Here is a 25,114-nt window from a genome sequence, read left to right on the forward strand (position 1 = left end):
TATGGTTATCTCAATACTGTGATGTCATTGCTAAGTATTAAGCAACAAAACAGGTACACAATTCAATATTCAATAGCAAATATAGCCAAACAGATTTCAATTATTCATTTTTTTAGCTAAATTTATAACAATCATGCAAAAAAGGGGATTAAAAATGGCCGATAATTACCAGATCGATAATTTGGACCGTGACATACTTAACAAATTAATGAAAAACGCTCGTATTCCTTATGCTGAATTAGCTAAAAATTTCAGCGTTAGTCCAGGAACAATCCACGTCCGAGTGGAAAAAATGAAACAAGCGGGAATCATTCTGGGCACACAAGTAGAAATCAGCCCAAAACAGCTTGGATATGATGTCTGCTGTTTTATCGGCATTATTTTGAAAAGCGCCAAAGACTATCCCTCTGCATTAACCAAACTGGAAAACCTGGAGGAAGTGGTTGAAGCCTATTACACCACTGGCCACTACAGTATCTTTATTAAAGTCATGACCCGATCGATTGATGGACTACAGCAGGTACTTATCAACAAGATCCAGACCATTGATGAAATACAATCTACGGAAACACTGATCTCTCTTCAGAACCCAATCATGCGGACGATCCGTCCTTAACATATTTTTACTATACCCACATTATCCACAGGTAGATCCCAGCTCTTTCACAGCGTACAATAATCAGCAAATGAAAAAAGAAAGAGCCTTTATGTCAGAAATAACCTTAATCAGTGGCAGTACATTAGGTAGTGCCGAATATGTTGCCGAACATCTTGAAGAAAAACTTACGGAAGCAGGTTTTTCTGCAGAAGTTCTTCATGGCGCAGAACTGAATGAATTAAAGCATGAAGGTATCTGGTTAATAGTGACATCAACTCACGGTGCTGGTGAGATCCCCGAAAATCTACAACCGTTATTTGAACAAATAGAAGAAGAGAATCCGGATCTCAGCAAAGTCAGATTTGGTGCCATCGGTTTAGGAAGTAAAGAATACGATACATTTTGCGGTGGAATAAAAACTGCAGATCGCATTTTGCAGGATCATGGGGCAAAAAGGATCGGCGATCGTCTGGAAATTGATGTCACTGAACATGAGATTCCGGAGGATCCGGCAGAAATTTGGCTACAAGATTGGATTATTTTACTCAATAACGATTAAATAATACGCAGTCAGTTGTGTATAAGTCTGGTCTAAAGCAGGGTTTAACCTGTAGTTATCCAAAGAATAACTTTATCATGAAGACCACCCTGTGGATAAAGAGTCATATTGCACCCAGCTTATACGAGGTAAGATCACCGATCTTCCACAGTAAAAGGATCCCATCAATAAATTGATCCTTAAAGCAAATTATTCCTTATCCACAACATGGAAGGATCCTAATAGTAGATCTAATAAGAAGATCTCTAAATAAAAAGATCTTTCTTTAATTAACCAAGATCCAAGGCAGTTGGACTAAACTTCAAAGTTAAGTAGAATCGCTGGCTCAAGATCATTTATCTCGATCGTTCGTACATCCTGAGGTGTCATACCATGTTTTATCCAGATTCCTTTGACGTCATCGTTATTGGCGGTGGTCATGCCGGAACTGAGGCCGCGATGGCTGCAGCCCGTATGGGGCAACAAACACTTTTATTAACCCATAACATTGATACTTTAGGATTAATGTCTTGTAATCCGGCTATCGGTGGTATTGGTAAAGGACATTTAGTCAAAGAAGTGGATGCTCTGGGCGGCTTAATGGCACATGCCATTGATAAAGCAGGGATTCAATTCAGAATACTCAATGCCAGTAAAGGACCAGCGGTCAGAGCAACTCGTGCTCAAGCCGATCGAGCTTTATACAAACAAGCGGTAAGATCCGCCTTGGAAAACCAACCCAATTTGATGATCTTCCAACAACCAGCAGAAGATCTGATTGTCGAGAATGACAAAGTGACCGGAGTTGTCACTAAAATGGGATTGAAATTTAGATCTAAATCCGTCGTTCTGACAGTAGGTACTTTTCTGGACGGTAAGATCCATATTGGTTTGGAAAACTACAGCGGTGGTCGTGCAGGAGATCCTCCTTCCATTGGCTTATCCCATCGCTTACGTGAACTCCCTTTACGCGTTAATCGCTTAAAAACCGGAACACCACCAAGAATTGATGCACGTACGATCAACTTTGATATTTTGCAGCAACAACATGGTGATACACCATTACCTGTTTTCTCATTCATGGGAAATGTGGCTGAGCATCCAACTCAGATCCCGTGTTACATCACTTATACCAATGAAAAAACTCATGATGTAATCCGTAATAATCTGGATCGTAGCCCAATGTATGCTGGGATCATTGAAGGGATCGGTCCACGCTATTGTCCATCGATCGAAGATAAAGTTATGCGTTTTGCCGATCGAAATTCACACCAGATCTTCCTTGAACCAGAAGGATTAACCAGCAACGAAGTCTATCCAAACGGGATATCAACCAGCCTACCGTTTGACGTACAAATGCAGATCGTTCGCTCTATGGTGGGAATGGAAAACGCAAGGATCGTTCGCCCAGGTTACGCTATTGAATATGATTTCTTCGATCCTCGCGATCTCAAACCAACGTTGGAAAGCAAATTTATCAGCGGATTATTTTTTGCCGGACAGATCAACGGAACAACTGGATACGAAGAAGCTGCGGCTCAGGGAATACTTGCTGGATTAAATGCTGGTCGTTTCTCATCAGAAAAAGAAGGATGGTCACCGCGTCGCGATCAAGCTTACATGGGCGTTTTGGTTGACGATCTTTGTACCTTAGGTACTAAAGAGCCCTATCGTATGTTTACGTCTCGTGCTGAATACCGTCTGATGTTACGTGAAGATAATGCTGATTTACGTTTAACCGAAATTGGACGTGATTTAGGTTTGGTAGACGATCAACGTTGGGAACACTTTATCCGTAAGCAGGAAATTATTGAGCTGGAACGCCAACGACTGAGAAATATTTTGGTTCATCCTAACTTACCTCAAATTGAAGAGATCAATGCGCTATTAAAATCACCGCTCTCCAAAGAGGCAACTGGCGAAGAGCTGTTAAAACGCCCTGAAGTGGATTATGCCACGTTATCAACCTTATCCCTGTTTGCACCTGGGGTAGAAGATCCACAGGCTGCTGAGCAGGTTGAAATTCAGGTTAAATACGAGGGATACATCGCTCGTCAGCAAGGTGAAATTGATAAACATCTGCGCAATGAAAGTGCGGTACTGCCAGCCGATCTGGATTACTATCAGGTTCCAGGACTTTCCAATGAAGTCAGGGCTAAACTGATCGACCATAAACCAAGCTCTATTGGTCAGGCATCTCGGATTTCAGGTATTACACCGGCTGCAATCTCTATTTTGCTTATCTGGCTGAAAAAACAAGGGATGCTGCGTCGCAGCGCTTAAGGGAACTACGTTTTGCAAAATCAATTTGATCAACTGCTTAAATCGGCTGAAATAGACATTACCGATCGCCAGAAGCAGCAGCTTCTGGCCTATGTCGCTTTGTTGCACAAGTGGAATAAAGCCTATAATTTGACTTCTGTCCGCGATCCTCAACAAATGCTAATTCGTCACATTATGGATAGCATTGTGGTTAATTCTTATTTGCAGGGCGATAGTTTTATTGATGTTGGAACGGGGCCTGGTTTACCAGGGATACCTTTAGCCATTGTTCGCCCCAACGCACAATTCACTTTGTTAGACAGTCTGGGAAAACGCATCCGTTTTATACGCCAAGTTCTGCATGAATTGGAGATGACTAATGTCACTGCTGTTCAGAGTAGGGTAGAGGAATTTTCTGTTCCTGACGGTTTTGATGGTGTGATTAGCCGAGCTTTTGCCTCTCTTCAAGACATGCTGACTTGGTGTCATCACCTACCGGCTAAGCCACATGGTAAGTTTTATGCGCTTAAGGGAATGATTTCACAGGAAGAGCTAAAACAGATCCCTGAAGGATTTATTGTGCAAGATATTATTCGACTGAACGTTCCTGAACTGGATGGTGAACGTCATTTAGTGATAGTGAGTGGTTAAATTACCACCGATGGGTTTAATTATTTGTGCGATAAATGAATAAATAGTGCTCTTACAAAAAAATTTTAAAAGTTAAAATTAATAAGAATTTCTAAGTAAAATCAGTCTTGAATAATGCCTGTTTTTAACATTTTGACCACAACTCTAGTTCTTATTTGCGTGTGCTTGATTGAGTTGACCAATAGTTATCGAACAAGCCTTTGAAAAACCATTAAGAATGTATGTTTTGTGTTGAATCCATTCAGGTCATTGATTTTATATAAATTCACTAATAATTAATAAGATATGTGATCTTTGGTTAGCCTGGTTAAGCTAAATTATTTATGTGACTAAACTCACAAAAGGATAATTAATCGAAACATATTTAACTTTATTAGTAATAATAGGCCCCGTTTTGATTAAAAACGGTGAAAAGTGAACATTTGGGAATTTAAACATTTGTTCACTTTTTTGTTACTTAAATATAGAATTAGCCGCGTTTGTTCGTATCATTTACTCGCTTTTTCTGGCTTGACTCTAGCGGATAAAGGCAGTTTTATACACGACTCGGTTTCTACTTTTTAGGTAGAGAGATAGCTAACGCTCAAAGAGATAACAACCATGTCTGTAGCGCTTTATGATTCAGTAGCCGCCCGCAGACTTCTGTTAGTTCAATTTATCGTCGTTGTTTTACTTAGCGCGGTTTTTTGTCTTAACGGTCAAAAATGGGCTATTTCTGCTTTTTTGGGTGGTTTATCAGCTTGTTTACCCAATGCGCTGTTTTTACTGTTAACATGGCGGCAGAAGGACAACAATCAGGCTAATGGACGGCTGGCTTGGTCGTTTTTTATCGGCGAGATAGTAAAAATTATTATGACCATCGCTTTACTGGTTGTTGCGTTGGGCATTTTTAAGGCAGATTTTTTGCCTCTTTGCGTGACTTATTTAGCGGTGTTAGTGGTGCAAATACTGACGCCTGCTGTAATGAATATTTTTCGTAACTAATTGATAACAAAGAGTGAGAGGCATCATGTCTGCATCAGGGGAAATCTCTACTCCACAGGATTACATTGGCCACCATCTGAATAACCTTCAGTTGGATCTACGTAGCATGGAACTCGTTAAATCTGGCGTTGATTCGCCCGGTTTTTGGGCAATTAACATCGACTCGATGTTCTTTTCTATTGTGCTTGGTTTATTGTTTTTGCTGGTTTTCCGTCGCGTTGCGGTGAAAGCCAGTAGCGGTGTACCAAGTAAATTCCAGTGTGCGGTAGAGCTGATAATTGGTTTTGTTGACGGTACGGTTAAAGATATGTACCACGGCAAAAGCAAGGTTATCGCGCCATTGGCACTGACGGTATTCGTTTGGGTTTTCTTAATGAACCTAATGGATTTACTGCCGATCGATTTACTACCATATCTTGCTGAACACGTTCTGGGCTTACCTGCTTTGCGCGCGGTACCGACAGCGGACGTGAGCGTTACCCTTTCAATGGCAATAGGCGTATTCATTCTGATTCTTTTCTACAGTATCAAGATGAAAGGCGTTTCAGGTTTCGTAAAAGAACTTACGATGCAGCCGTTTAATCACTGGGCATTTATTCCAGTTAACCTTATTTTGGAAGGCGTTAGCTTGCTATCCAAACCTGTTTCCCTCGGTCTTCGACTGTTCGGAAACATGTATGCGGGTGAGTTAATTTTCATCCTAATTGCTGGTCTGCTTCCGTGGTGGTCACAGTGGTTACTTAATGTCCCTTGGGCAATATTCCACATACTGATTATTACGTTACAGGCCTTTATCTTTATGGTTCTGACGATTGTCTATCTATCGATGGCTTCTGAAGAACACTAATATTCACAACTTGCTAAGTTTTAACTGAAATAAACTGGAGACTGTCATGGAAAACCTAAACACGGATCTGCTGTACATGGCTGCTGCTGTAATGATGGGCCTTGCAGCTATCGGTGCTGCTATCGGTATCGGCATTTTGGGTGGTAAATTCTTGGAAGGTGCTGCTCGCCAACCAGATCTTATCCCATTATTACGTACACAGTTCTTTATCGTTATGGGTCTGGTTGACGCCATCCCGATGATTGCTGTTGGTCTGGGTCTGTATGTCATGTTCGCTGTTGCGTAGCATTACACATTGAAACCACACCAAACTGTTAAATTAACAAGAGGCATTGTGCTGTGAATATTAATGCAACAATCCTCGGCCAGGCGATAGCGTTTGTCCTGTTTGTCTGGTTCTGTATGAGGTTCGTATGGCCGCCGATTATCTCTGCCATCGAAAAACGTCAAAAAGAGATTGCTGACGGTTTAGCTTCTGCAGAACGGGCGAAGAAAGATCTGGATTTAGCGCAAGCCAATGTGACCGACCAGTTAGCTCAAGCCAAAGCTGACGCTCAGGTAATTATTGAGCAGGCGAATAAGCGTAAGGCTCAAATAGTTGACGAAGCTAAAGTTGAAGCTGAACAAGAACGCGCTAAGATTCTTGCTCAAGCTCAGGCTGAAATAGACGCAGAGCGCAAACGAGCGCGTGAAGAATTGCGTAAGCAAGTAGCTATGCTGGCGATTGCTGGTGCTGAGAAAATTATCGAACGTTCCGTGGATGAAGCTGCTAATAGCGACATCGTTGATAAACTGGTCGCTGAACTGTAAGGAGGGAGGGGCAGATGTCTGAATTTATTACTGTAGCTCGCCCCTACGCCAAAGCAGCTTTTGACTTTGCCGTTGAGCAAAACGATCTTGATAACTGGCAGCAGATGCTGGCATTTGCTGTAGAAGTCAGTCGTAATGAGCAGGTTGACGATTTACTATCCGGCGCAATGGCACCGGAACATTTAGCAAACATATTTATTGCTATTTGTGGTGAACAGCTCAACGAAAATGGTCAAAACCTGATAAAGGTCATGGCCGAAAATGGACGTTTAATCGTGCTTCCTGACGTGTTAGAACAGTTTATTCAATTACGTGCAGAGCAGGAGTCAACCATTGATGTGGATGTTACTGCTGCCGCTCCGTTGAATGACGCTCAGTTGGCAAATATTGCCACCGCGATGGAAAAACGTTTGTCACGCAAAGTTAAGCTAAATTGCAAAATTGATAAGTCTGTTATGGCCGGTTTTATCATCCATGCGGGTGATATGGTTATAGATGGCAGTATACGTGGCCGTCTGGAACGTTTAACAGACGTCTTGCAGTCTTAAGGGGACTGGAGCATGCAACTGAATTCCACCGAAATCAGCGAACTGATCAAGCAACGCATTGCTCAGTTCAATGTAGTGAGCGAAGCTCACAATGAAGGTACTATTGTTTCCGTTAGTGACGGAATTATTCGTATTCACGGTTTAGCCGATGTTATGCAGGGTGAGATGATTGCACTGCCTGGCAACCGTTATGCGATTGCGCTGAACCTTGAACGTGACTCCGTTGGTGCGGTAGTTATGGGTCCGTACACCGATCTTGCTGAAGGCATGAAGGTTAAATGTACTGGCCGTATTCTTGAGGTTCCGGTAGGTCGTGGTTTACTTGGTCGTGTAGTTAACACGCTGGGTGCCCCAATCGATGGTAAAGGCCCGGTTGAAAATGACGGGTTCTCTGCTGTTGAAGCTATCGCTCCAGGCGTAATTGAACGTCAGTCGGTAGACCAGCCGGTACAGACCGGTTATAAGTCTGTTGACTCCATGATTCCAATCGGCCGTGGTCAGCGTGAGCTGATTATCGGTGACCGCCAGACAGGTAAAACTGCCATGGCTATCGATGCAATCATCAACCAGCGTGACTCTGGCATTAAATGTATTTATGTGGCTATTGGCCAGAAAGCTTCAACTATCGCGAACGTTGTGCGTAAGTTAGAAGAACATAATGCATTAGCTAACACTATCGTTGTGGTTGCATCTGCATCTGAATCAGCGGCTCTGCAATATCTGGCACCGTATGCTGGATGTGCAATGGGTGAATATTTCCGTGACCGCGGTGAAGATGCTCTGATTATTTATGATGATCTGTCCAAGCAGGCCGTTGCATATCGTCAGATTTCTCTGTTATTACGTCGTCCACCTGGACGTGAAGCATTCCCTGGTGATGTGTTCTATCTCCACTCCCGTTTGCTGGAGCGTGCGGCGCGTGTTAATGCGGAATACGTTGAAGCCTTTACCAAAGGTGAAGTGAAAGGTAAAACCGGTTCTCTGACCGCTCTACCGATCATCGAAACTCAGGCGGGTGACGTTTCTGCGTTCGTACCGACTAACGTGATTTCCATTACCGATGGTCAGATCTTCCTGGAATCTAACCTGTTCAACGCAGGTATCCGCCCAGCGGTTAACCCAGGTATCTCTGTATCGCGTGTTGGTGGTGCTGCTCAGACTAAAATCATTAAAAAACTGTCCGGTGGTATCCGTACCGCGCTGGCACAGTATCGTGAACTGGCGGCGTTCTCTCAGTTTGCGTCTGATTTGGATGATGCAACGCGTAAACAGCTGAATCATGGTCAGAAAGTTACCGAATTACTGAAGCAAAAACAGTATGCTCCGATGTCAATTGCTAACCAGTCTCTGGTGCTTTTTGCAGCTGAACGTGGTTATCTGGAAGATGTTGAATTAGAAAAAATCGGTAGCTTTGAAGAGGCATTATTAGCTTATGCCGAGCGTGACCACGCTGAGCTTTTACAGCAAATCAACCAAACCGGTGGTTACAATGATGAGATCGAGGCAGGGTTTAAAGCCATCCTCGAGACTTTCAAGGCAACCCAGTCTTGGTAATACCCAACGGCCTTTAGGGGCCGTCAGGTAGTGAGGAGAAGCTTAAATGGCCGGCGCAAAAGAAATACGTAGTAAGATCGGCAGCGTACAAAATACGCAAAAGATCACCAAAGCGATGGAGATGGTTGCTGCTTCTAAAATGCGTAAATCGCAAGAACGCATGGCGGCAAGCCGTCCTTATGCTGAGATGATGCGCAAAGTGATTGGTCACCTTGCGTTGGGTAATCTTGAGTATAAGCACCCTTATCTGGATGAGCGCGAAGTTAAACGCGTTGGTTATCTGGTAGTGTCTACTGACCGTGGTTTATGTGGTGGTTTGAATATTAACTTATTCAAGAAACTGCTGAATGAAATGAAAGAGTGGAATGATAAAGGCGTTAGCGTTGATTTAGCCGTAATCGGTTCTAAAGGCGCTTCATTCTTCTCATCGGTAGGTGGAAATATTGTGGCTCAGGTCACCGGTATGGGCGATAGTCCTTCGGTATCTGAACTGATAGGCCCGGTAAAAGTTATGCTACAGGCCTATGACGAAGGTCGTTTAGACAGACTGTATGTTGCCAACAACAAGTTTGTTAACACCATGTCGCAATCACCAGAAATCGGACAGCTGTTACCATTGCCGCAGTCAGATAACGAAGATCTCAAAAATAAGTCCTGGGATTATCTATACGAGCCCGATCCGAAGGCGTTACTAGATACCTTGCTGCGCCGTTATGTCGAATCGCAGGTTTATCAAAGTGTAGTAGAAAACCTGGCCAGCGAGCAGGCCGCACGAATGGTAGCGATGAAAGCCGCAACCGATAACGGTGGTGAGCTGATTAAAGAGCTTCAGTTAGTTTATAACAAAGCGCGTCAGACCAGCATTACTCAGGAACTTACCGAGATTGTCTCGGGAGCCGCGGCGGTCTAGGGCTTGGTTTAGGAATTACGTAGAGGATTCAAGATGGCTACTGGAAAGATTATCCAGGTTATCGGCGCCGTAGTGGACGTCGAATTTCCTCAAGACGCCGTACCAAAAGTGTACGACGCGCTTGAAGTTCAGAACGATGCCAAGCTGGTGCTGGAAGTTCAACAACAGCTCGGTGGTGGTGTCGTTCGTTGTATCGCAATGGGTACTTCCGATGGCTTAAGCCGCGGTTTAAAAGTGCTTGATTTAGAACATCCTATCGAAGTACCGGTTGGTACTGCGACGCTGGGCCGTATTATGAACGTGCTCGGTCAGCCAATCGATATGAAAGGCGATATTGGTGAAGAAGAGCGTTGGGCTATTCACCGTGAAGCACCAAGTTATGAAGATTTATCTGGCGCCAATGAACTGCTGGAAACGGGTATCAAGGTTATCGACCTGATTTGTCCGTTTGCTAAAGGTGGTAAAGTTGGTCTGTTTGGTGGTGCGGGTGTAGGTAAAACCGTAAACATGATGGAGCTGATTCGTAACATTGCGACTGAGCACTCAGGTTACTCCGTATTCGCCGGTGTAGGGGAACGTACCCGTGAAGGTAATGACTTCTACCACGAAATGACCGAATCAAACGTACTGGATAAAGTATCTCTGGTTTATGGCCAGATGAACGAGCCACCAGGAAACCGTCTGCGCGTGGCGTTAACGGGTTTGACCATGGCTGAAAAATTCCGTGATGAAGGTCGTGACGTTCTGTTATTTATCGATAACATTTATCGCTATACCTTAGCCGGTACCGAAGTATCAGCACTGTTGGGGCGTATGCCATCAGCGGTAGGTTATCAGCCAACGTTAGCAGAAGAGATGGGTGTGTTGCAGGAACGTATTACTTCAACCAAAACCGGTTCAATCACTTCTGTACAAGCAGTATACGTACCAGCGGATGACTTAACTGACCCATCACCGGCAACAACCTTTGCCCACTTGGATGCTACCGTTGTATTAAGTCGTCAAATCGCCTCTCTGGGTATTTACCCTGCGGTTGACCCACTTGATTCAACCAGCCGTCAGTTGGATCCATTAGTTGTTGGTCAAGAGCACTATGATTGTGCCCGTGGCGTTCAGTCTATCCTACAGCGTTATCAGGAACTGAAAGACATCATCGCCATCCTGGGTATGGATGAATTGTCAGAAAGCGACAAACTGGTGGTATCTCGTGCTCGTAAGATTCAGCGCTTCCTGTCTCAGCCATTCTTCGTTGCTGAGGTATTTACCGGTTCTTCAGGTAAGTATGTATCGTTGAAAGATACTATCCGTGGCTTTAACGGCATCATGAATGGTGAATACGATCATCTGCCGGAGCAGGCTTTCTATATGGTTGGTTCCATTGACGAAGCTGTGGAAAAAGCCAAGAAACTGTAAGCTGCAATAGGAGGGCTACATGGCTGTATCAACTTTCCATCTGGATGTGGTGAGTGCGGAAAATAATATGTTTTCCGGCGAAGTACAAAGAATCCAGGTGACGGGTAGCGAAGGTGAATTGGGAATTTATCCTCAGCACACGCCGTTGCTCACTGCCATCAAGCCGGGCCTGATTCGTATCGTTAAGCTGAACGGTGATGAAGAGTTTATCTACCTTTCTGGTGGTATTCTTGAAGTCCAACCGACGATTGTCACCGTTTTATCTGATACGGCTATCCGCGGACAGGATCTTGATGAAGCTCGGGCAATGGAATCCAAGCGTAAAGCGGAAGAACACATCCGTAATTCGCATGGTGACGTAGATTATGCACAAGCATCCGCTGAGCTTAGTAAAGCGATTGCAAAACTGCGCGTAATTGAATTGACCAAGAAATTGATGTAATAACTTATATACGGTATTTGTTGTCACATTCGTTATAAAAAGCCAATCTGTTTACAGGTTGGCTTTTTTACTATGGGATAATAAGGATGTTACCTAATGAGAAACGTTGTTTTTGCCATTATTTTGCTGCTGATTGCCATTGTTGGCTATCTGATATATCTCAATATTTCCCAATATCTGGCAGTGACAACCAGCCCTGATGAAGAGATTGAACAACGACAGCCGATGCAGCCAGTCAAACAGATAAAATCAGGCGATCGCCTGTATATGCGGTTATTGAAAGCCGAAGATAAGTTTGAACTGTGGTTTAGTTCAGAAGGTAAACCTTATGAGCTATATAAAACCTATGTTATCTGTACCTATTCAGGCGGACTTGGCCCCAAGAAGAAAGAAGGTGACAGGAAGAGCCCGGAAGGCTTTTATTCTACTCATAGAGGGATGCTTAATCCGAATAGCCAATATCATCTCTCTTTTAATATTGGTTTCCCCAACGCCTATGATAAAGCCCACGGCTATACCGGTAGTTTCTTAATGGTTCACGGTGGCTGCGCCTCTATTGGCTGTTATGCCATGACCGATCCAGTGATAACCGAAATATATGGGCTGGTGGAACAGGCGATTGATGGCGGTCAGAAAACTATTCCTATTCATATTTTTCCGTTTGCCATGACACCACAAAAAATGAATCAGTATAAGGATTCCGCCGATTTCAATTTTTGGCAGTCGCTGAAACCTGCCTATGATTATTTTGAACAGCACCATCAAGTACCGGTAATTGAAGTTAAAAATAAACGTTATGCGGTGCGTGCTGGTTGATGTAATAAATAAACCAACAATCATCATAATCAGTCATTGCTGCATTTTTATTTACAACATGGTTTTTATTCGTTGGCTAAGAAAATCAAGAAAGCAGGTAATCCGAGCAGATAGCTGAGTATTTCGGTAATAAACCGCATTAATGGGTTGCATGATCTTTACTGTTTGCTGCGGTAATATTTCTATCAATTTTCCATTTTTCATGTCGTTATGGGTCATGAAATCAGACAAACAGACAATACCTTCTCCAGCCAGCGCAAGCTGCCTTAACGTTTCCCCACTCGATGCAGATAGGTTAGGCGTAATATGTAACAGATGGCCATTTTCATCATTAAAAGGCCAGTCGTTTAGCCGGTCTACTTGGGTAAATCCGAGTAATTGATGATGCTGAAAATCTTCAGTGCAGGTAATTGGTGGTTTATTAGCTAAATATTGTGGGCTTGCCAGTACACGCCTTTGGCTGGAGCCTAAATGTCGGGCATGTAGCGTTGAATCACGTAATTCACCAATGCGGATCGCGATATCCGTTTTGTGTTCCAGTAAATCAATAAAATGGTCGTTGGTGTTTAATTCCAGCTCAATCTGCGGATAAAGCTGCCGAAAATCGCCAATAATAGGAACAATAGAGTGGGACATAAATGGAGATGCGGCATTGATACGTAACAGCCCCGATGGCTGCTGACGGCGAATAGCCATTTGATCTTCTGCTTCATCAACAGAAGACAGAATTTTTCTGGCATGAACCAGAAAAGCTTCACCTTCTTCCGTTAATACCAATCGGCGAGTTGTACGGTTCAGTAACGATGTTTCCAGCTTATCTTCTAATCGTCCTAAAGCCCGGCTAATGCCAGAAACGGTTTGATTTAACTTAACCGAGGCTTTGGTGATGGAATGACAATCAACAACGGTAACAAAGGCCAGAAGCTCTTCAAGGGTAGTTTTCATTTTGGATTATTGACTGTTTATCAACGATAATAACTATATAGGTTTCTTCAGTGCAAAAAGCAAACAGATAGTTTAGTGCACGGTGGAATAATGAATAGAGATAGTTGGCTGGATTGCTTCTTTTTGGCTGTAACCGATATATTCTCTCTATTCTACTTACTTAATATGCGTTAAGAAAAAAGTGGTTTATCCCCTGTTATAACGCGTTATGATCGTGCCATTACATCGGAAAACTTGTCGCCGAACGCAGACAGTTTTTCGATTATTTTTCGGTAAACCTGTTTTTTCCATCAAGCCTTGTCGCATAAGGTGTTGCAGCGTTTTTTGATGAAAAATAAGTAGCAATTTTGTTGTTAAACATGTTTACTTTCGCCAATCAATTTTTTAGCAGGTTGTTTATGTCAAAGTCTCAACTTAGCGTGGTTATCCTTGCCGCAGGCAAAGGTACACGTATGTATTCTGACCTTCCTAAAGTGTTGCACCTGTTGGCTGGTAAGCCAATGGTTCAGCACGTTATCGATACTGCGTCTAAACTGGGTGCACAACAGGTTAACGTGGTTTACGGCCACGGTGGCGATCTGTTGAAACAAACTTTAGCCGGTCAGCCGATTAATTGGGTGTTACAGGCTGAACAGTTGGGAACTGGCCATGCCATGCAACAGGCTGTTCCTTATTTCGCCGATGATGAAAATATTCTGATGCTGTATGGCGATGTTCCACTTATTTCGGAAGATACGCTGCGTCGTTTGGTTGATGCCAAACCGGAAGGTGGTATTGGATTGTTGACGGTGAAACTGGACGATCCAACCGGCTATGGCCGCATTGTGCGTAAAGACGATCGTGTGGTGAGCATTGTTGAACATAAAGATGCTACTGCGGAGCAGCACAAAATCAATGAAATCAACACCGGTATTTTGGTTGCCAGCGGCAAAGATTTAAAACGCTGGTTAGGTAAGCTCAACAACAATAATGCTCAGGGTGAATATTATATTACTGACATCATTGGCTTAGCCTATGATGAAGGTCATCGTATTGAAGCCGTACACCCTTCTCGCTTAAGTGAAGTAGAAGGGGTCAATAACCGCTTGCAGCTTTCTCGTCTGGAGAGGGAATACCAGTCAGAACAGGCTGAGCGTTTATTACTGGCTGGCGTAATGTTGATAGATCCAGCCCGTTTTGATCTGCGCGGCGAGTTGGTTCACGGTCGTGATGTGGTAATCGATACTAATGTGATCGTCGAAGGTAGAGTGGTGTTAGGCGATCGTGTCCGTATTGAAAGCGGCTGTGTACTGAAAAACTGTGTGATTGGTAATGACAGTATTGTCAGTCCTTATAGCGTTATTGAAGACTCAACCCTTGGCGTTGGCTGTACCGTGGGTCCATTTGCCCGCCTACGTCCAGGCGCTGATTTGCTGGATGAAGCTCATGTTGGCAACTTTGTTGAAATCAAGAAATCGCGTTTGGGCAAGGGCTCTAAAGCCGGACATTTGTCCTATTTAGGCGATGCTGAAATTGGCGATCGGGTAAATATTGGCGCTGGTACCATTACCTGTAACTACGATGGTGCTAACAAGTTTAAAACCATTATTGGTGATGATGTGTTTGTGGGCTCTGATACGCAACTGGTGGCACCGGTTAGCGTAGCGAATGGCGCTACCATTGGTGCAGGAACCACCGTAACGCAGAATATCAATGAAAATGAGTTGGTGATTAGTCGAGTAAAGCAACGGCATATTACCGGCTGGCAGCGCCCGGTGAAGAAGAAGTAATTCATCCGATACTTATCATCCCGATTTTATCGGGATGATAAGCCAGCATCTTGTATTTTGTTTTGCTGCTACCCTTAGTTTCGTAAGAGCAACAGCAAAACATAATAATCCCCAACTCTACAGGCTCGGGGAAACCGGAAAAACCGGTATCAAAGGTCAAGGTCATCGCAGAACTGGATAAACCCAGTTCTTAAATCAGGAATAGAAACGATGTGTGGAATTGTTGGTGCAGTAGCACAACGAGATGTAGCTGAAATATTATTAGAAGGTTTACGTCGTCTGGAATACCGTGGATATGATTCAGCGGGTTTAGCGGTGGTTGATGAAGCCAATAACCTACAGCGGATTCGTCGCTTGGGTAAAGTTAAAATGCTTAGCGATGCCGTAGATGAATACCCATTATCTGGCGGTACCGGTATTGCTCATACCCGCTGGGCTACCCATGGCGAGCCTTCTGAAACTAATGCTCATCCTCACGAGTCCGGTTTTATTGCCGTGGTTCATAACGGTATTATCGAAAACTATGAATCCCTGCGTAATGAATTAGTCGCGAAAGGCTATGTATTTACTTCAGAAACCGATACTGAAGTTATCGCTCACTTAGTGCATGAAGAGCTGAAAAATAATACAGAACTTAGCCTGATTGAAGCGGTACAGCGGGTACTAAAAGTATTACGCGGCGCTTACGGTACCGTGATTATGGATCGCCGTAATCCAGATATTTTAGTGGCTGCCCGTTCTGGTAGTCCAATGGTGATTGGTTTGGGACTGGGTGAAAACTTTATTGCTTCTGACCAGTTGGCCTTATTGCCGGTAACCCGCCGCTTTATTTATCTGGAAGAAGGAGATATTGCCGAAGTTACCCGCCGTTCAGTGACTATTTTTGATAAAGCAGGCTCATTGGTGGATCGCCCATCGATAGAGTCTACCAGTCAGTATGATGCCGGTGATAAAGGCATTTACCGTCATTACATGCAAAAAGAAATTTACGAACAACCGCTGGCGATTAAAAATACCCTTGAAGGCCGTATTAGCCATGGTTTGGTTAATTTGGATGAACTGGGTCCATCAGCAACGACGCTGCTGGAAAAAGTACAGCATATTCAAATTGTTGCCTGTGGTACCTCCTATCATGCAGGTATGGTAGCTCGTTACTGGTTTGAAGCAATTGCTGGTGTACCTTGTGATATCGAAATTGCGTCAGAATTCCGCTACCGCAAGCCGGCAATGCGTAAAGGTAGTTTGCTATTAACCCTATCCCAATCTGGTGAAACGGCGGATACGCTGGCTGCTCTACGTTTATCTAAAGAGCTGGGCTATTTAGGTTCTCTGGCTATTTGTAACGTGAATGGTTCTTCGCTGGTGCGTGAATCAGACATTTCTCTGATGACCCGTGCGGGGGCAGAAATTGGCGTTGCTTCCACTAAAGCATTTACCACTCAGTTGACAGTTTTACTGCTGCTGGTTGCACGCATTGGCCGTTTACACGGTATGTCAGAACAGGCTGAACACGATATTGTTCATGCTTTGCAAGCGCTGCCTAATCGTATCGATCAGATGCTATCACTGGATAAATCCATTGAAGTATTAGCGGAAGATTTCTCAGAAAAACATCATGCTTTATTCCTGGGACGTGGCGATCAGTATCCTATCGCTATGGAAGGGGCGCTGAAGCTGAAAGAGATCTCCTATATCCATGCAGAGGCTTATGCCGCCGGAGAGCTTAAACACGGCCCATTGGCGCTGATTGATGCTGATATGCCAGTTATCGTGGTTGCACCAAATAATGAGCTGTTAGAGAAGCTGAAGTCTAATATCGAAGAAGTCCGCGCACGCGGTGGTCAACTTTACGTTTTCGCTGCGGAAGATGCTGGATTTACCAGTATGGAAGGCATGACTATTATTCCTCTACCCTACGTAGAAGAGATAGCGGCACCAATTTTCTATACCATACCGCTTCAGTTGCTTTCTTATCACGTAGCATTAATCAAAGGTACTGACGTTGACCAGCCAAGAAATTTGGCTAAGTCTGTTACCGTTGAATAATTAGTCTTTATTCAGTTAGAAAGGCCCGTTAATGGTGTAATGCGATTAACGGGCTTTTTACTTGATTTTTCTGCCAAAAATTCAGCCTTCTGACCCTCATCTATTCTCGTTATTTATTCGGCTACGTTTAACCGCTAAATAGCGGTTTTTTCTTTAAGCGGAATATTTTGCTATACTCGAGTATATTATTTTTAATTTTATTGGTTTTTTATGCTGATATAAAAATAACTGGTTTATTTTATCTTGTTGTTTTTAATAATGAAATTATTTAATAAGGAATAATTAACGCCATTACTTTTCATTGCTTTTATCATAAGGAGAAACGCGTATATGAGTCATCAGGAAGAGCCTGAATTAGCCTCCCCCCGCAGCAAAATTAATGCTCCCGTATTCTTTACTGCAGCAGTATTAATATTGCTACTGGTTCTCTATGCGGTACTAAACCCAGAGAATGCCAATTCACAATTTAGCTATGTACAGACGCATATCGTTGATAATTTTGGCTGGCTATATGTTTTAGCCGTTGCCTTAATTCTGATTTCTGTCACCTACCTGGGATTATCCCGCTACGGCAACATTAAACTGGGACCGGATCATTCCCAGCCAGATTTTAGCTATCCTTCTTGGTTTGCGATGTTGTTTTGCGCCGGCATGGGTATTGGCCTGATGTTCTTTGGCGTTGCTGAACCGGTGATGCACTATCTGGCTCCGCCAGTCGGTGATGCCGGAACCATTGAAGCCGCTAAAGAAGCCATGAAGCTGACCTTTTTCCATTGGGGACTGCATGCCTGGGCTATTTATGCCATCGTTGGCCTGATATTGGCTTTCTTTAGCTATCGCCATGGACTACCGTTGACGCTGCGCTCAGCTTTGTACCCGATTATCGGCGATCGAATCTATGGGCCGATTGGCCATGCAGTGGATGTTTTCGCCATTCTGGGTACGGTATTCGGTGTTGCTACATCAATGGGTTATGGCGTTTTACAGGTGAACTCCGGGCTGAATTACCTGTTTGATATACCGGTTAATGCAACGACCCAAGTGATTCTGATAGTGATCATTACCACCATAGCAACCCTGTCTGTTGCCAGTGGGTTAAACGGCGGATTGCGTCGCCTGTCAGAGTTAAACCTGATTTTGGCTTTCATTTTGTTGGTATTGGTAGGTGTTTTAGGCCCAACGGTATTACTCATGAAATCGTTTGTGCAGAATACTGGCTCCTATCTGTCTGAGATTGTTAGTAAAACCTTCAATATGTATGCTTACGAACCGTCTAAAGGTACCAAAGATTGGTTAGGCGGTTGGACCTTGCTGTATTGGGGATGGTGGCTGTCCTGGTCGCCTTTTGTCGGTATGTTTATTGCCAGAGTCTCTCGTGGGCGTACTATTCGACAGTTTGTTATTGGCGTGATGTTTGTACCCGCAGGTTTCACCTTATTATGGATGACATTCTTCGGTAACTCGGCAATTAATCTGATTATGAACGGCGCAACCGATCTGGCTACTGCGGTTCAGGCCGACTCCTCAGTTGCCCTGTTTAAGTTTTTAGAATATTTCCCGTTTACTCAGGTCTTGTCGATATTTGTCATGATAATGGTCATTGTTTTCTTTGTGACCTCGGCGGACTCAGGTGCAATGGTTGTTGATATGTTGGCATCCGGTGGCGATGATGATACCCCGCTCTGGCAGCGTATTTTCTGGTCGGCGCTGATGGGTGTGGTCGCTATTTCCCTGCTATTTTCCGGTGGGTTAAGCGCATTGCAAACCATGACAATAGCCTCGGCGTTGCCTTATTCAATGGTATTGCTGCTCTCGATATATGGATTGCTGAAAGCGCTACGGATAGACGCCTATAAACGAGATAGCCAGCAAACAACGACATTGGCGCCTAGCGGTAACCGTAACCCTATTCCGTGGCAGCGCAGAATTAGAAATATCGCCTATTTCCCCCGTCGCTCTCACGTAAAACGCTTTGTTGATGAAGTGGTGGCGCCGGCTATGCAGATGGTTGGAGATGAATTGCAGAAGCAAAACATCACCTCGCAGGTTGTAGAAGGCGATAATGATAAAAAGATGATTGAGGTCGATCTGGGTGAAGATTTGAACTTTACCTATGGCATAAAGCTAAGATCGTATATTCAACCGGCATTCTCTCTGCTTGATATTAAGGATGAAGATCGTAACGAAGAGCAGAAATATTATCGGGCGGAGGTCTTTTTACGGGAAGGCAGCCAAGACTATGATGTGATGGGCTGGACCAAAGAACAAATCATTAACGATATTCTCGATCAGTATGAAAAACATCTCCACTTCCTGCACTTAGTCAGATAACAAGTCATTAGCCAATATCACCGATGCTGGTGATATTGGCGCGTATGATTATGTTAAGCTCCAGACAAAAGTATGCTTGTCACAGTTGCTGTTAGGCTGATACAGCGCGGCTATTCTGCCTAATCCACCTTCAGGTAATCCTTGTCCAACTTCCTCGAGTAAATCCGCCGAAAGAATACGTCGGCGAAAGGATTTCTTCTCAATACGCTTTTCTAGCAGCTCTTCAAAAGTCTGCTGTAGCTGAGTTAAGGTAAAAGGCGTATTCAATACGTGAATAGGAAGAATGGTATAGGCGGTCTTATTTTTTAATCGCGCTCTGGCTGTTTCTATTAGCTGATGATGATCGAAAGCCAAATCTAATTCCAATGCCTGTTCGTAGGGCCACCAGCGAGCATCGGTAACGGCCTCAACAAACTCAGAGGTTGGAGAGTAGGGAATCAGCGCCATATACAGAGAGGTGACTGACCAGCCGCGGGGATCGCGAGTTTGGTTGCCGATGGTTTCAACTTGCTCCAAATGCGGGGCTGTTACCCCAGTTTTTTCCGTTAGCTTTCTTAATGCACAGGCGTGTAAATCCTGATCTTGCTGCTTATCAATAAATCCGCCGGGAAGTGCCCAAACGCCCTTAAAAGGATAGTCGCCACGCTCAACCAGCAAAATGTGCAGTTTCCCTTCAATCAAGGTAAATATGGCAATATCAATGGATAACAGCGGAATATCATAGTGATGGATACTGTAATTGTTTAAGTATTCTTGTTCTGATGAGTACATGGTTTGGATCATCCATTTACGATAAAAATTGTGCTTGCCAATATAGTGGCTATAAGCCAATAATAGAGTTAACGGAACCCGATCACAAGGTTTATCCATTATTTGTTTTATCCGGCGGAGAGATAGACTCACCGCTTATACTTATCCGCAAGGAGCTTGCGATATGAACAAACCCTATGATTTCACAGTTTTTATTGGTCGTTTTCAGCCTTTTCATGCCGGTCACTTAAGGGTTGTGCGTGAGGGATTAAATCAGTCAGATAAAATGATTCTGCTGATTGGTTCGGCATGGGAGCCGCGTAATCCGCGCAATCCCTGGACCCATCAGGAAAGGGAGGACATGGTACGTGCCTGCCTGACCGAAGCAGAGAATGCTCGCCTGCTGTGTTTGCCGTTAATGGATGTATTGTATAACGATGAACTTTGGGTGCGGAATGTCCAGTCAACGGTAAATGGGTTAGTAACTGCTCACCATATTGTGCCTCATCGACCGGCAAAAATAGCGCTTATCGGCCATCGGAAAGATCAAACGGGCTTTTATCTCAGCCTGTTTCCGCAGTGGCACAGTATCAGTATTGAAAACTATCGTGCCATCAGTGCTACACCAATCAGGGAATCTTTCTTTATTGATAATCCTCAGCAAGTGGTTGAAGAATTAGTCAAAACTGAAATTTTGCCTGAGCAGGTAGCAAACTATCTAATCCGTTTTTCTCAGAATAATGGCGGATTTCAGCAGGTTCATGACGAAATACTGTTTATTAAAAAGTATCAGCAAGCCTGGAGCGTCGCACCTTATCCACCGGTTTTTGTCACCGTAGATTCAGTAGTGATTCAGTCCGGCCATATTCTGTTAATTGAACGCAAAGCCCGGCCGGGAAAAGGGCTGTGGGCTTTACCTGGTGGCTTTGTCGATCAAGGTGAGCGCTTACTGGAGGCCTGCCTGAGAGAACTAAGGGAAGAGACACGGCTAAAAGTACCGACCCCAGTACTAAAAGGCTCAATCCGCCGTCAGGCGGTATATGATGCCCCTTACCGCTCAGCGCGTGGCAGAACCATTACCCATGCTTTCTGTATTGAGCTAGAACCGAGTACAGCGCTGCCAAAGGTAAAAGGTGGCGACGATGCCAGAACGGCTCGCTGGGTTCCCCTTAGTGAACTCGATCCACAGGAGATGTTTGAAGATCACTACTTTATTATTCAGGATATGCTGGGCGCGGTTTAAGTCAGGTATTAAGCTGATAAAGTGTGAGAGCCTTATTTCTATTCCATGCCTTTCAAAACAAGCGCTGAAACCAGCTGACGACTGAATGAGGGTAGCATGAGCAGCAAGGATGCTGCGAAAGGGCGTTCGCCTTAACGCCCTTTACTCGCCGCCGATACGGTTATAGAACTATGCAATGAACTTATGGCGGCGAAATAATCGCTATTTCTAATGCCTACGGCGATTTTTTTAAAAAGTTCAGCAATAGTCTTTAAACTTCGATACTAATAATCAACCATACCCCAACATTTGAGCCCCGATCACCACTATGCTGGAGAAAATAAACAACAGCAGCATAAAACGCCAACTAAAACGTATCCAGTTACCCCAATCGACTCGACATACGCCCAGCGTGCCCATCAATGAAGCGGATGTTGGTATAACTACGTTAGTGAAACCATCCCCTAGCTGGAACGCCAATACTGATACCTGACGGTTTACTCCAACTAAATCACCCAAAGGCGCCATCAGAGGCATAGTTAATGCGGCCTGAGCGGAACCTGAAGGCACAAAGAAGTTAAACACTGACTGGAATAGATACATACACCACGCGGCAAAGATATCGTGCATACTGCTAATTGCACCGGCGGCACTGTTTAGAATGCTGTTTAATACGCTTGGTTCTGTCGAATCAGCGCTGCTGATTAACAGCATAATACCTTTAGCAAAACCAACCAGTAGCGCAGGGGTAATCATAACCGTAGCCCCTTCTTTAAACGCATCGGCCATATCGTTTAGCGTCATATCATTGAGCTTAAATATCACGCCAATCAGACCGGCAATTAACCCCATGGTAAAAAACTGCCCAGCGATTTCCGGGATATACCAAGAATGAACCAGAACACCCCAAATGACCCAAACCATAACGCCAACAATGGTTATCAGCACCAGCCAGTAGCCTAAACCAAATGAGGTTTTCCCAATATCAACGGACTGGGAGCGAAAGTGCATATCACTCTGATAGCTGTAGGATTTTTCCGGTGATTTTTTAATTTTTTGGGCATAGAGTATGGTGAAGAGAATACCAAACAGGGTAAATCCAACCCATAAAGCAATACGTAAACCCGCGCCTGATAACACAGGCACATCGGCAATTCCTTGGGCAATAACGACGCTAAACGGGTTCATCCATGAAGTCGCAAAACCGACTTGGGTAGCGACATAGGTCACCATCACAGTGGTAATGCTGTCATAGCCTAAGCGAACCATCAGCGGGGCGATAATAATCGCAAAAGCGATGGCCTCTTCCCCCATACCAAATACTGCTCCACCGAGTGAAAACAGAAAGAACATAGCAGGAACAAATAGAATCTCATTACCGTGGGTTTTATCGATTAGCCGCAGAATACCGTTATCAATGGTACCGGTACGCATCACAATGCCGAATGCACCACCGATAACCAGCATAAACATGATAATCCCGATGGCTGAACCAAATTTGCTACCGGAGGCTAATCCTTCAAAAGGAAAATTCAGCAGGCCAACGTCATCACCACTGGCAAATAGAGAGACTTGTTTATACAGCGGTTGGCCTTCGGCATCGGTGGCATAGGTAAATGAAGCAGGATCAACGACTTTACGCGTTTTCTCTACCCCTTCAACTAAATAGTGAACCTCTTTGCTTTGGAAAGTGCCGACGGGAATAAGATAAGTCATTGCAGCAGCGAAAATACCGATAAAAAAGATAATTATCAGCGTGTCTGGCATTCTACTGCGTGAGTTGGGTTTTGAGATTGGCGGGTGCGAATCTTCAACGTTTCCCTGAGGTTGTAGTGTGTTATCCATTGTTTGATTTATAAGTTTTGTAGAAAAGGAGCAGGAATAGTAATCAAGGTGGGAGCATGCTTCAAGCATAGATATTCATGGATATTGCATGATTTATGCAAAAAAACAGCCAACCCCTAGGTTATTTCTCGGGGTTGGCTGGATGATAAAACAAGAAAAATTAACCAACAGAGACGCTATCGTTCATCGCTAATAAGCGAATGTTATCCAAAGAGTAGTCCATGATTAACTGTCCATCCCGATATATCGGAATTAACAGATTTTCTGATGGGTCTACGCTATTACGTGAAACCGTTTTAAATTCGCCCCGCTGGTTAATTAATGCTAAACGCCCTTTTTTAGAACGCTTAACCCGGTCAGTAATCGGATCTTTATAGACATCCTTCCATTCACCATCGATACAGATAGCGGAGGCTTTCATGGCAAACCGTTGTGTATCGCGATTGACTTTCTGTAGTAGCTCTCCCCCCATACCGAAAGAGACATTTTCAGCGCTTAGCTTACGCTTTTTCATTTCGCATAGAATCTCCTCGATGGAGGTGACGGATACACCATCTCCCTGAATCAGGCGGATAAAATCGGGTAATACCTTGTAGCCTTTACTGTTGATGGTATAGCCAAATTTAGCCATTAAACGTTCAATCGCTTCCGGCACGATTTCTACCGGTTCACCGGAGTCGGGGCGTATTACCAGCGTTCCGCCATTGTTTTCGACCTGCGATTTCAGTTCACCGCCCCAAATATTATCGATAGCATTCCAGATGTCATAAGAATCGCTAACCACGGCAACGGTTTTACCTTTTCCGCCAAAGCGTCTTAGCATATTGGCGTAGGCTGCGGCCTCACCTTCACGCCCCCAACTGGTAATTGTACTGTGCTCGGCTGCGGGAATAGAGAACCCGGCCATTTCTTTATGATAATAACGGCGGGCCGCCATAACGCCTGACAGGCTATCGGTACCCATAAAGTTAACCAAATGAGCCAAACTACCAATGGCTACGCTCTCTTCTGAACTGGCGCCGCGCGCACCGAAGTCATGCAGCTTAAACGGTAGGCTGTTCAGGTTATCTGCGGTTTCCGACAGATAGGCGTCCAGAATGGTATGGCAGGCTTTTGAAACCGTGGCAACGGTGGTCGGATACCAGATTGCGCGCAGTAACGCAGTTTCAATATAGCTGGTTAACCAGGCACATTGAGGGTCGGTATTCACTACCTGAACCAAAACATTACCGGTTGGTACCAATGTTCCTTCAGGCACCGCTTCAATCTCCAGCGGTAAATAACCGTTATGCTGTTTCAGAATATGCATCCAGCCTTCATAGTTAAAAGGCAAACCGTGCATCGCTAACACTTCTTCAGCTTCGTTAATATCCGTCAGGGTGATGGGTTTGGTCAGATACTGTTTAATGAAAATTTGTAAACCGAAAAACAGGGTTTTCGGATAAGAACCGCCGCGGGATTCAATGTAGCTGGATACATATTCTGTTCCCTGTGGATACTGAAGGAAATGTGAAGTTTTATAAGAGTCGGTGTTCAGTATTAGGTTATGCATGATGGAAATCCTCCAATCAATTGATGTTCTATGCGGGTCTGTCCTGCATAGTTATTAGGGTAGTTCATACCGTTGAAATATATAGTGGCATATAGACACTATAGTGGTCAATAATAATTAGTGTCATGAAGCCACTATATTGTTATTTTTTGTTTAACTTATTAAATTATATAAATAAATTATTTTAATTAGGCTTGTTTTTTACTTTGGGTAATCAAGAAGATTATTGGCAGTAACAGAAAATACAGAGTTTGCCGGTGGATAAACTATCTGGATATATC

At 44.0% G+C, this 25,114-nt stretch carries 22 protein-coding genes; 18 read left to right on the top strand and 4 right to left on the bottom strand.

Translation table 11 applies throughout. The features are described 5' to 3' along the window. Nucleotides 1-154 precede the first annotated feature (154 nt). The 14 genes from asnC (at nt 155) to EL341_RS17125 (ending at nt 12,373) form a co-directional block, all read left to right on the top strand. Entirely contained in the window at nt 155-616 is a 462-nt protein-coding gene (gene asnC, locus EL341_RS17060; protein ID WP_126468193.1) for a transcriptional regulator AsnC, read from the top strand. Nucleotides 617-707: 91 nt separating this feature from the next. Beyond that, entirely contained in the window at nt 708-1,157 is a 450-nt protein-coding gene (gene mioC, locus EL341_RS17065) for an FMN-binding protein MioC (RefSeq protein WP_074824979.1), read from the top strand. A 372-nt stretch (nt 1,158-1,529) separates the two neighbouring features. Then, complete coding sequence (gene mnmG, locus EL341_RS17070; protein ID WP_126468194.1) at nt 1,530-3,419, top strand: tRNA uridine-5-carboxymethylaminomethyl(34) synthesis enzyme MnmG; 1,890 nt, start codon at nt 1,530-1,532, stop codon at nt 3,417-3,419. Between the two features lie 12 nt (nt 3,420-3,431). Continuing rightward, nucleotides 3,432-4,049 carry a 16S rRNA (guanine(527)-N(7))-methyltransferase RsmG gene (gene rsmG, locus EL341_RS17075; protein WP_047779402.1) on the top strand — a complete coding sequence of 206 codons (618 nt, stop codon included), beginning with the start codon at nt 3,432-3,434 and terminating at the stop codon, nt 4,047-4,049. A 600-nt stretch (nt 4,050-4,649) separates the two neighbouring features. Beyond that, a complete protein-coding gene (gene atpI / locus EL341_RS17080; protein ID WP_047779403.1) occupies nt 4,650-5,033 on the top strand; it encodes a F0F1 ATP synthase subunit I in 384 nt (127 codons plus the stop codon). Between the two features lie 25 nt (nt 5,034-5,058). Continuing rightward, a complete protein-coding gene (gene atpB, locus EL341_RS17085; RefSeq protein WP_126468195.1) occupies nt 5,059-5,880 on the top strand; it encodes a F0F1 ATP synthase subunit A in 822 nt (273 codons plus the stop codon). 46 nt (nt 5,881-5,926) lie between these two features. Beyond that, nucleotides 5,927-6,166, top strand: a complete 240-nt coding sequence (gene atpE, locus EL341_RS17090) for a F0F1 ATP synthase subunit C (RefSeq protein ID WP_047779405.1) — start codon at nt 5,927-5,929, stop codon at nt 6,164-6,166. A gap of 53 nt (nt 6,167-6,219) precedes the next feature. After that, entirely contained in the window at nt 6,220-6,690 is a 471-nt protein-coding gene (gene atpF / locus EL341_RS17095; RefSeq protein ID WP_047779406.1) for a F0F1 ATP synthase subunit B, read from the top strand. 14 nt (nt 6,691-6,704) lie between these two features. Beyond that, nucleotides 6,705-7,238, top strand: coding sequence for a F0F1 ATP synthase subunit delta (atpH, locus tag EL341_RS17100; protein ID WP_047779407.1), 534 nt, complete (start codon nt 6,705-6,707; stop codon nt 7,236-7,238). A gap of 12 nt (nt 7,239-7,250) precedes the next feature. Further along, the gene (atpA, locus tag EL341_RS17105) at nt 7,251-8,792 is read left to right on the top strand and encodes a F0F1 ATP synthase subunit alpha (protein WP_047779408.1); all 1,542 of its coding nucleotides are present in this window, start codon (nt 7,251-7,253) and stop codon (nt 8,790-8,792) included. Nucleotides 8,793-8,838: 46 nt separating this feature from the next. Next, nucleotides 8,839-9,702, top strand: a complete 864-nt coding sequence (atpG, locus tag EL341_RS17110) for a F0F1 ATP synthase subunit gamma (RefSeq protein ID WP_047779409.1) — start codon at nt 8,839-8,841, stop codon at nt 9,700-9,702. 33 nt (nt 9,703-9,735) lie between these two features. After that, a complete protein-coding gene (atpD, locus tag EL341_RS17115) occupies nt 9,736-11,115 on the top strand; it encodes a F0F1 ATP synthase subunit beta (protein WP_047779410.1) in 1,380 nt (459 codons plus the stop codon). A gap of 19 nt (nt 11,116-11,134) precedes the next feature. Then, nucleotides 11,135-11,557, top strand: a complete 423-nt coding sequence (locus EL341_RS17120; RefSeq protein ID WP_047779411.1) for a F0F1 ATP synthase subunit epsilon — start codon at nt 11,135-11,137, stop codon at nt 11,555-11,557. Between the two features lie 96 nt (nt 11,558-11,653). Further along, entirely contained in the window at nt 11,654-12,373 is a 720-nt protein-coding gene (locus EL341_RS17125) for a L,D-transpeptidase family protein (RefSeq protein WP_074824974.1), read from the top strand. A 51-nt stretch (nt 12,374-12,424) separates the two neighbouring features. Here EL341_RS17125 and EL341_RS17130 read toward each other — a convergent pair whose 3' ends face one another. Then, nucleotides 12,425-13,318 (bottom strand): LysR family transcriptional regulator, encoded by an 894-nt coding sequence (locus EL341_RS17130; protein ID WP_074824970.1) that lies wholly within the window; start codon nt 13,316-13,318, stop codon nt 12,425-12,427. Between the two features lie 398 nt (nt 13,319-13,716). On the opposite strand from EL341_RS17130, the gene glmU reads away from it, so the two are divergent. From glmU to betT, 3 genes are all read left to right on the top strand, one after another. After that, complete coding sequence (gene glmU / locus EL341_RS17135; RefSeq protein ID WP_047779413.1) at nt 13,717-15,087, top strand: bifunctional UDP-N-acetylglucosamine diphosphorylase/glucosamine-1-phosphate N-acetyltransferase GlmU; 1,371 nt, start codon at nt 13,717-13,719, stop codon at nt 15,085-15,087. Nucleotides 15,088-15,297: 210 nt separating this feature from the next. Beyond that, nucleotides 15,298-17,133, top strand: coding sequence for a glutamine--fructose-6-phosphate transaminase (isomerizing) (glmS, locus tag EL341_RS17140; RefSeq protein ID WP_047779414.1), 1,836 nt, complete (start codon nt 15,298-15,300; stop codon nt 17,131-17,133). 330 nt (nt 17,134-17,463) lie between these two features. Next, on the top strand, nt 17,464-19,464 hold the full coding sequence (gene betT, locus EL341_RS17145) for a choline BCCT transporter BetT (RefSeq protein ID WP_074824965.1): 2,001 nt from the start codon (nt 17,464-17,466) through the stop codon (nt 19,462-19,464). A 48-nt stretch (nt 19,465-19,512) separates the two neighbouring features. Here the strand turns inward: betT and EL341_RS17150 are convergent, their stop codons facing one another. Further along, nucleotides 19,513-20,334 carry an NUDIX hydrolase gene (locus tag EL341_RS17150; protein ID WP_074824962.1) on the bottom strand — a complete coding sequence of 274 codons (822 nt, stop codon included), beginning with the start codon at nt 20,332-20,334 and terminating at the stop codon, nt 19,513-19,515. A 64-nt stretch (nt 20,335-20,398) separates the two neighbouring features. On the opposite strand from EL341_RS17150, the gene EL341_RS17155 reads away from it, so the two are divergent. Further along, the gene (locus EL341_RS17155) at nt 20,399-21,457 is read left to right on the top strand and encodes a bifunctional nicotinamide-nucleotide adenylyltransferase/Nudix hydroxylase (RefSeq protein ID WP_074824960.1); all 1,059 of its coding nucleotides are present in this window, start codon (nt 20,399-20,401) and stop codon (nt 21,455-21,457) included. Between the two features lie 270 nt (nt 21,458-21,727). Here the strand turns inward: EL341_RS17155 and yfcC are convergent, their stop codons facing one another. Together yfcC and EL341_RS17165 are read right to left on the bottom strand one after the other, a co-directional pair. Next, complete coding sequence (yfcC, locus tag EL341_RS17160) at nt 21,728-23,203, bottom strand: putative basic amino acid antiporter YfcC (RefSeq protein ID WP_211201781.1); 1,476 nt, start codon at nt 23,201-23,203, stop codon at nt 21,728-21,730. A 238-nt stretch (nt 23,204-23,441) separates the two neighbouring features. Beyond that, nucleotides 23,442-24,833, bottom strand: coding sequence for a nicotinate phosphoribosyltransferase (locus EL341_RS17165; RefSeq protein ID WP_126468196.1), 1,392 nt, complete (start codon nt 24,831-24,833; stop codon nt 23,442-23,444). Nucleotides 24,834-25,114 lie beyond the last annotated feature (281 nt).

The sequence above is a fragment of the Pragia fontium genome (assembly GCF_900638655.1).
Taxonomy (GTDB): Bacteria; Pseudomonadota; Gammaproteobacteria; order Enterobacterales; family Enterobacteriaceae; genus Pragia; species Pragia fontium.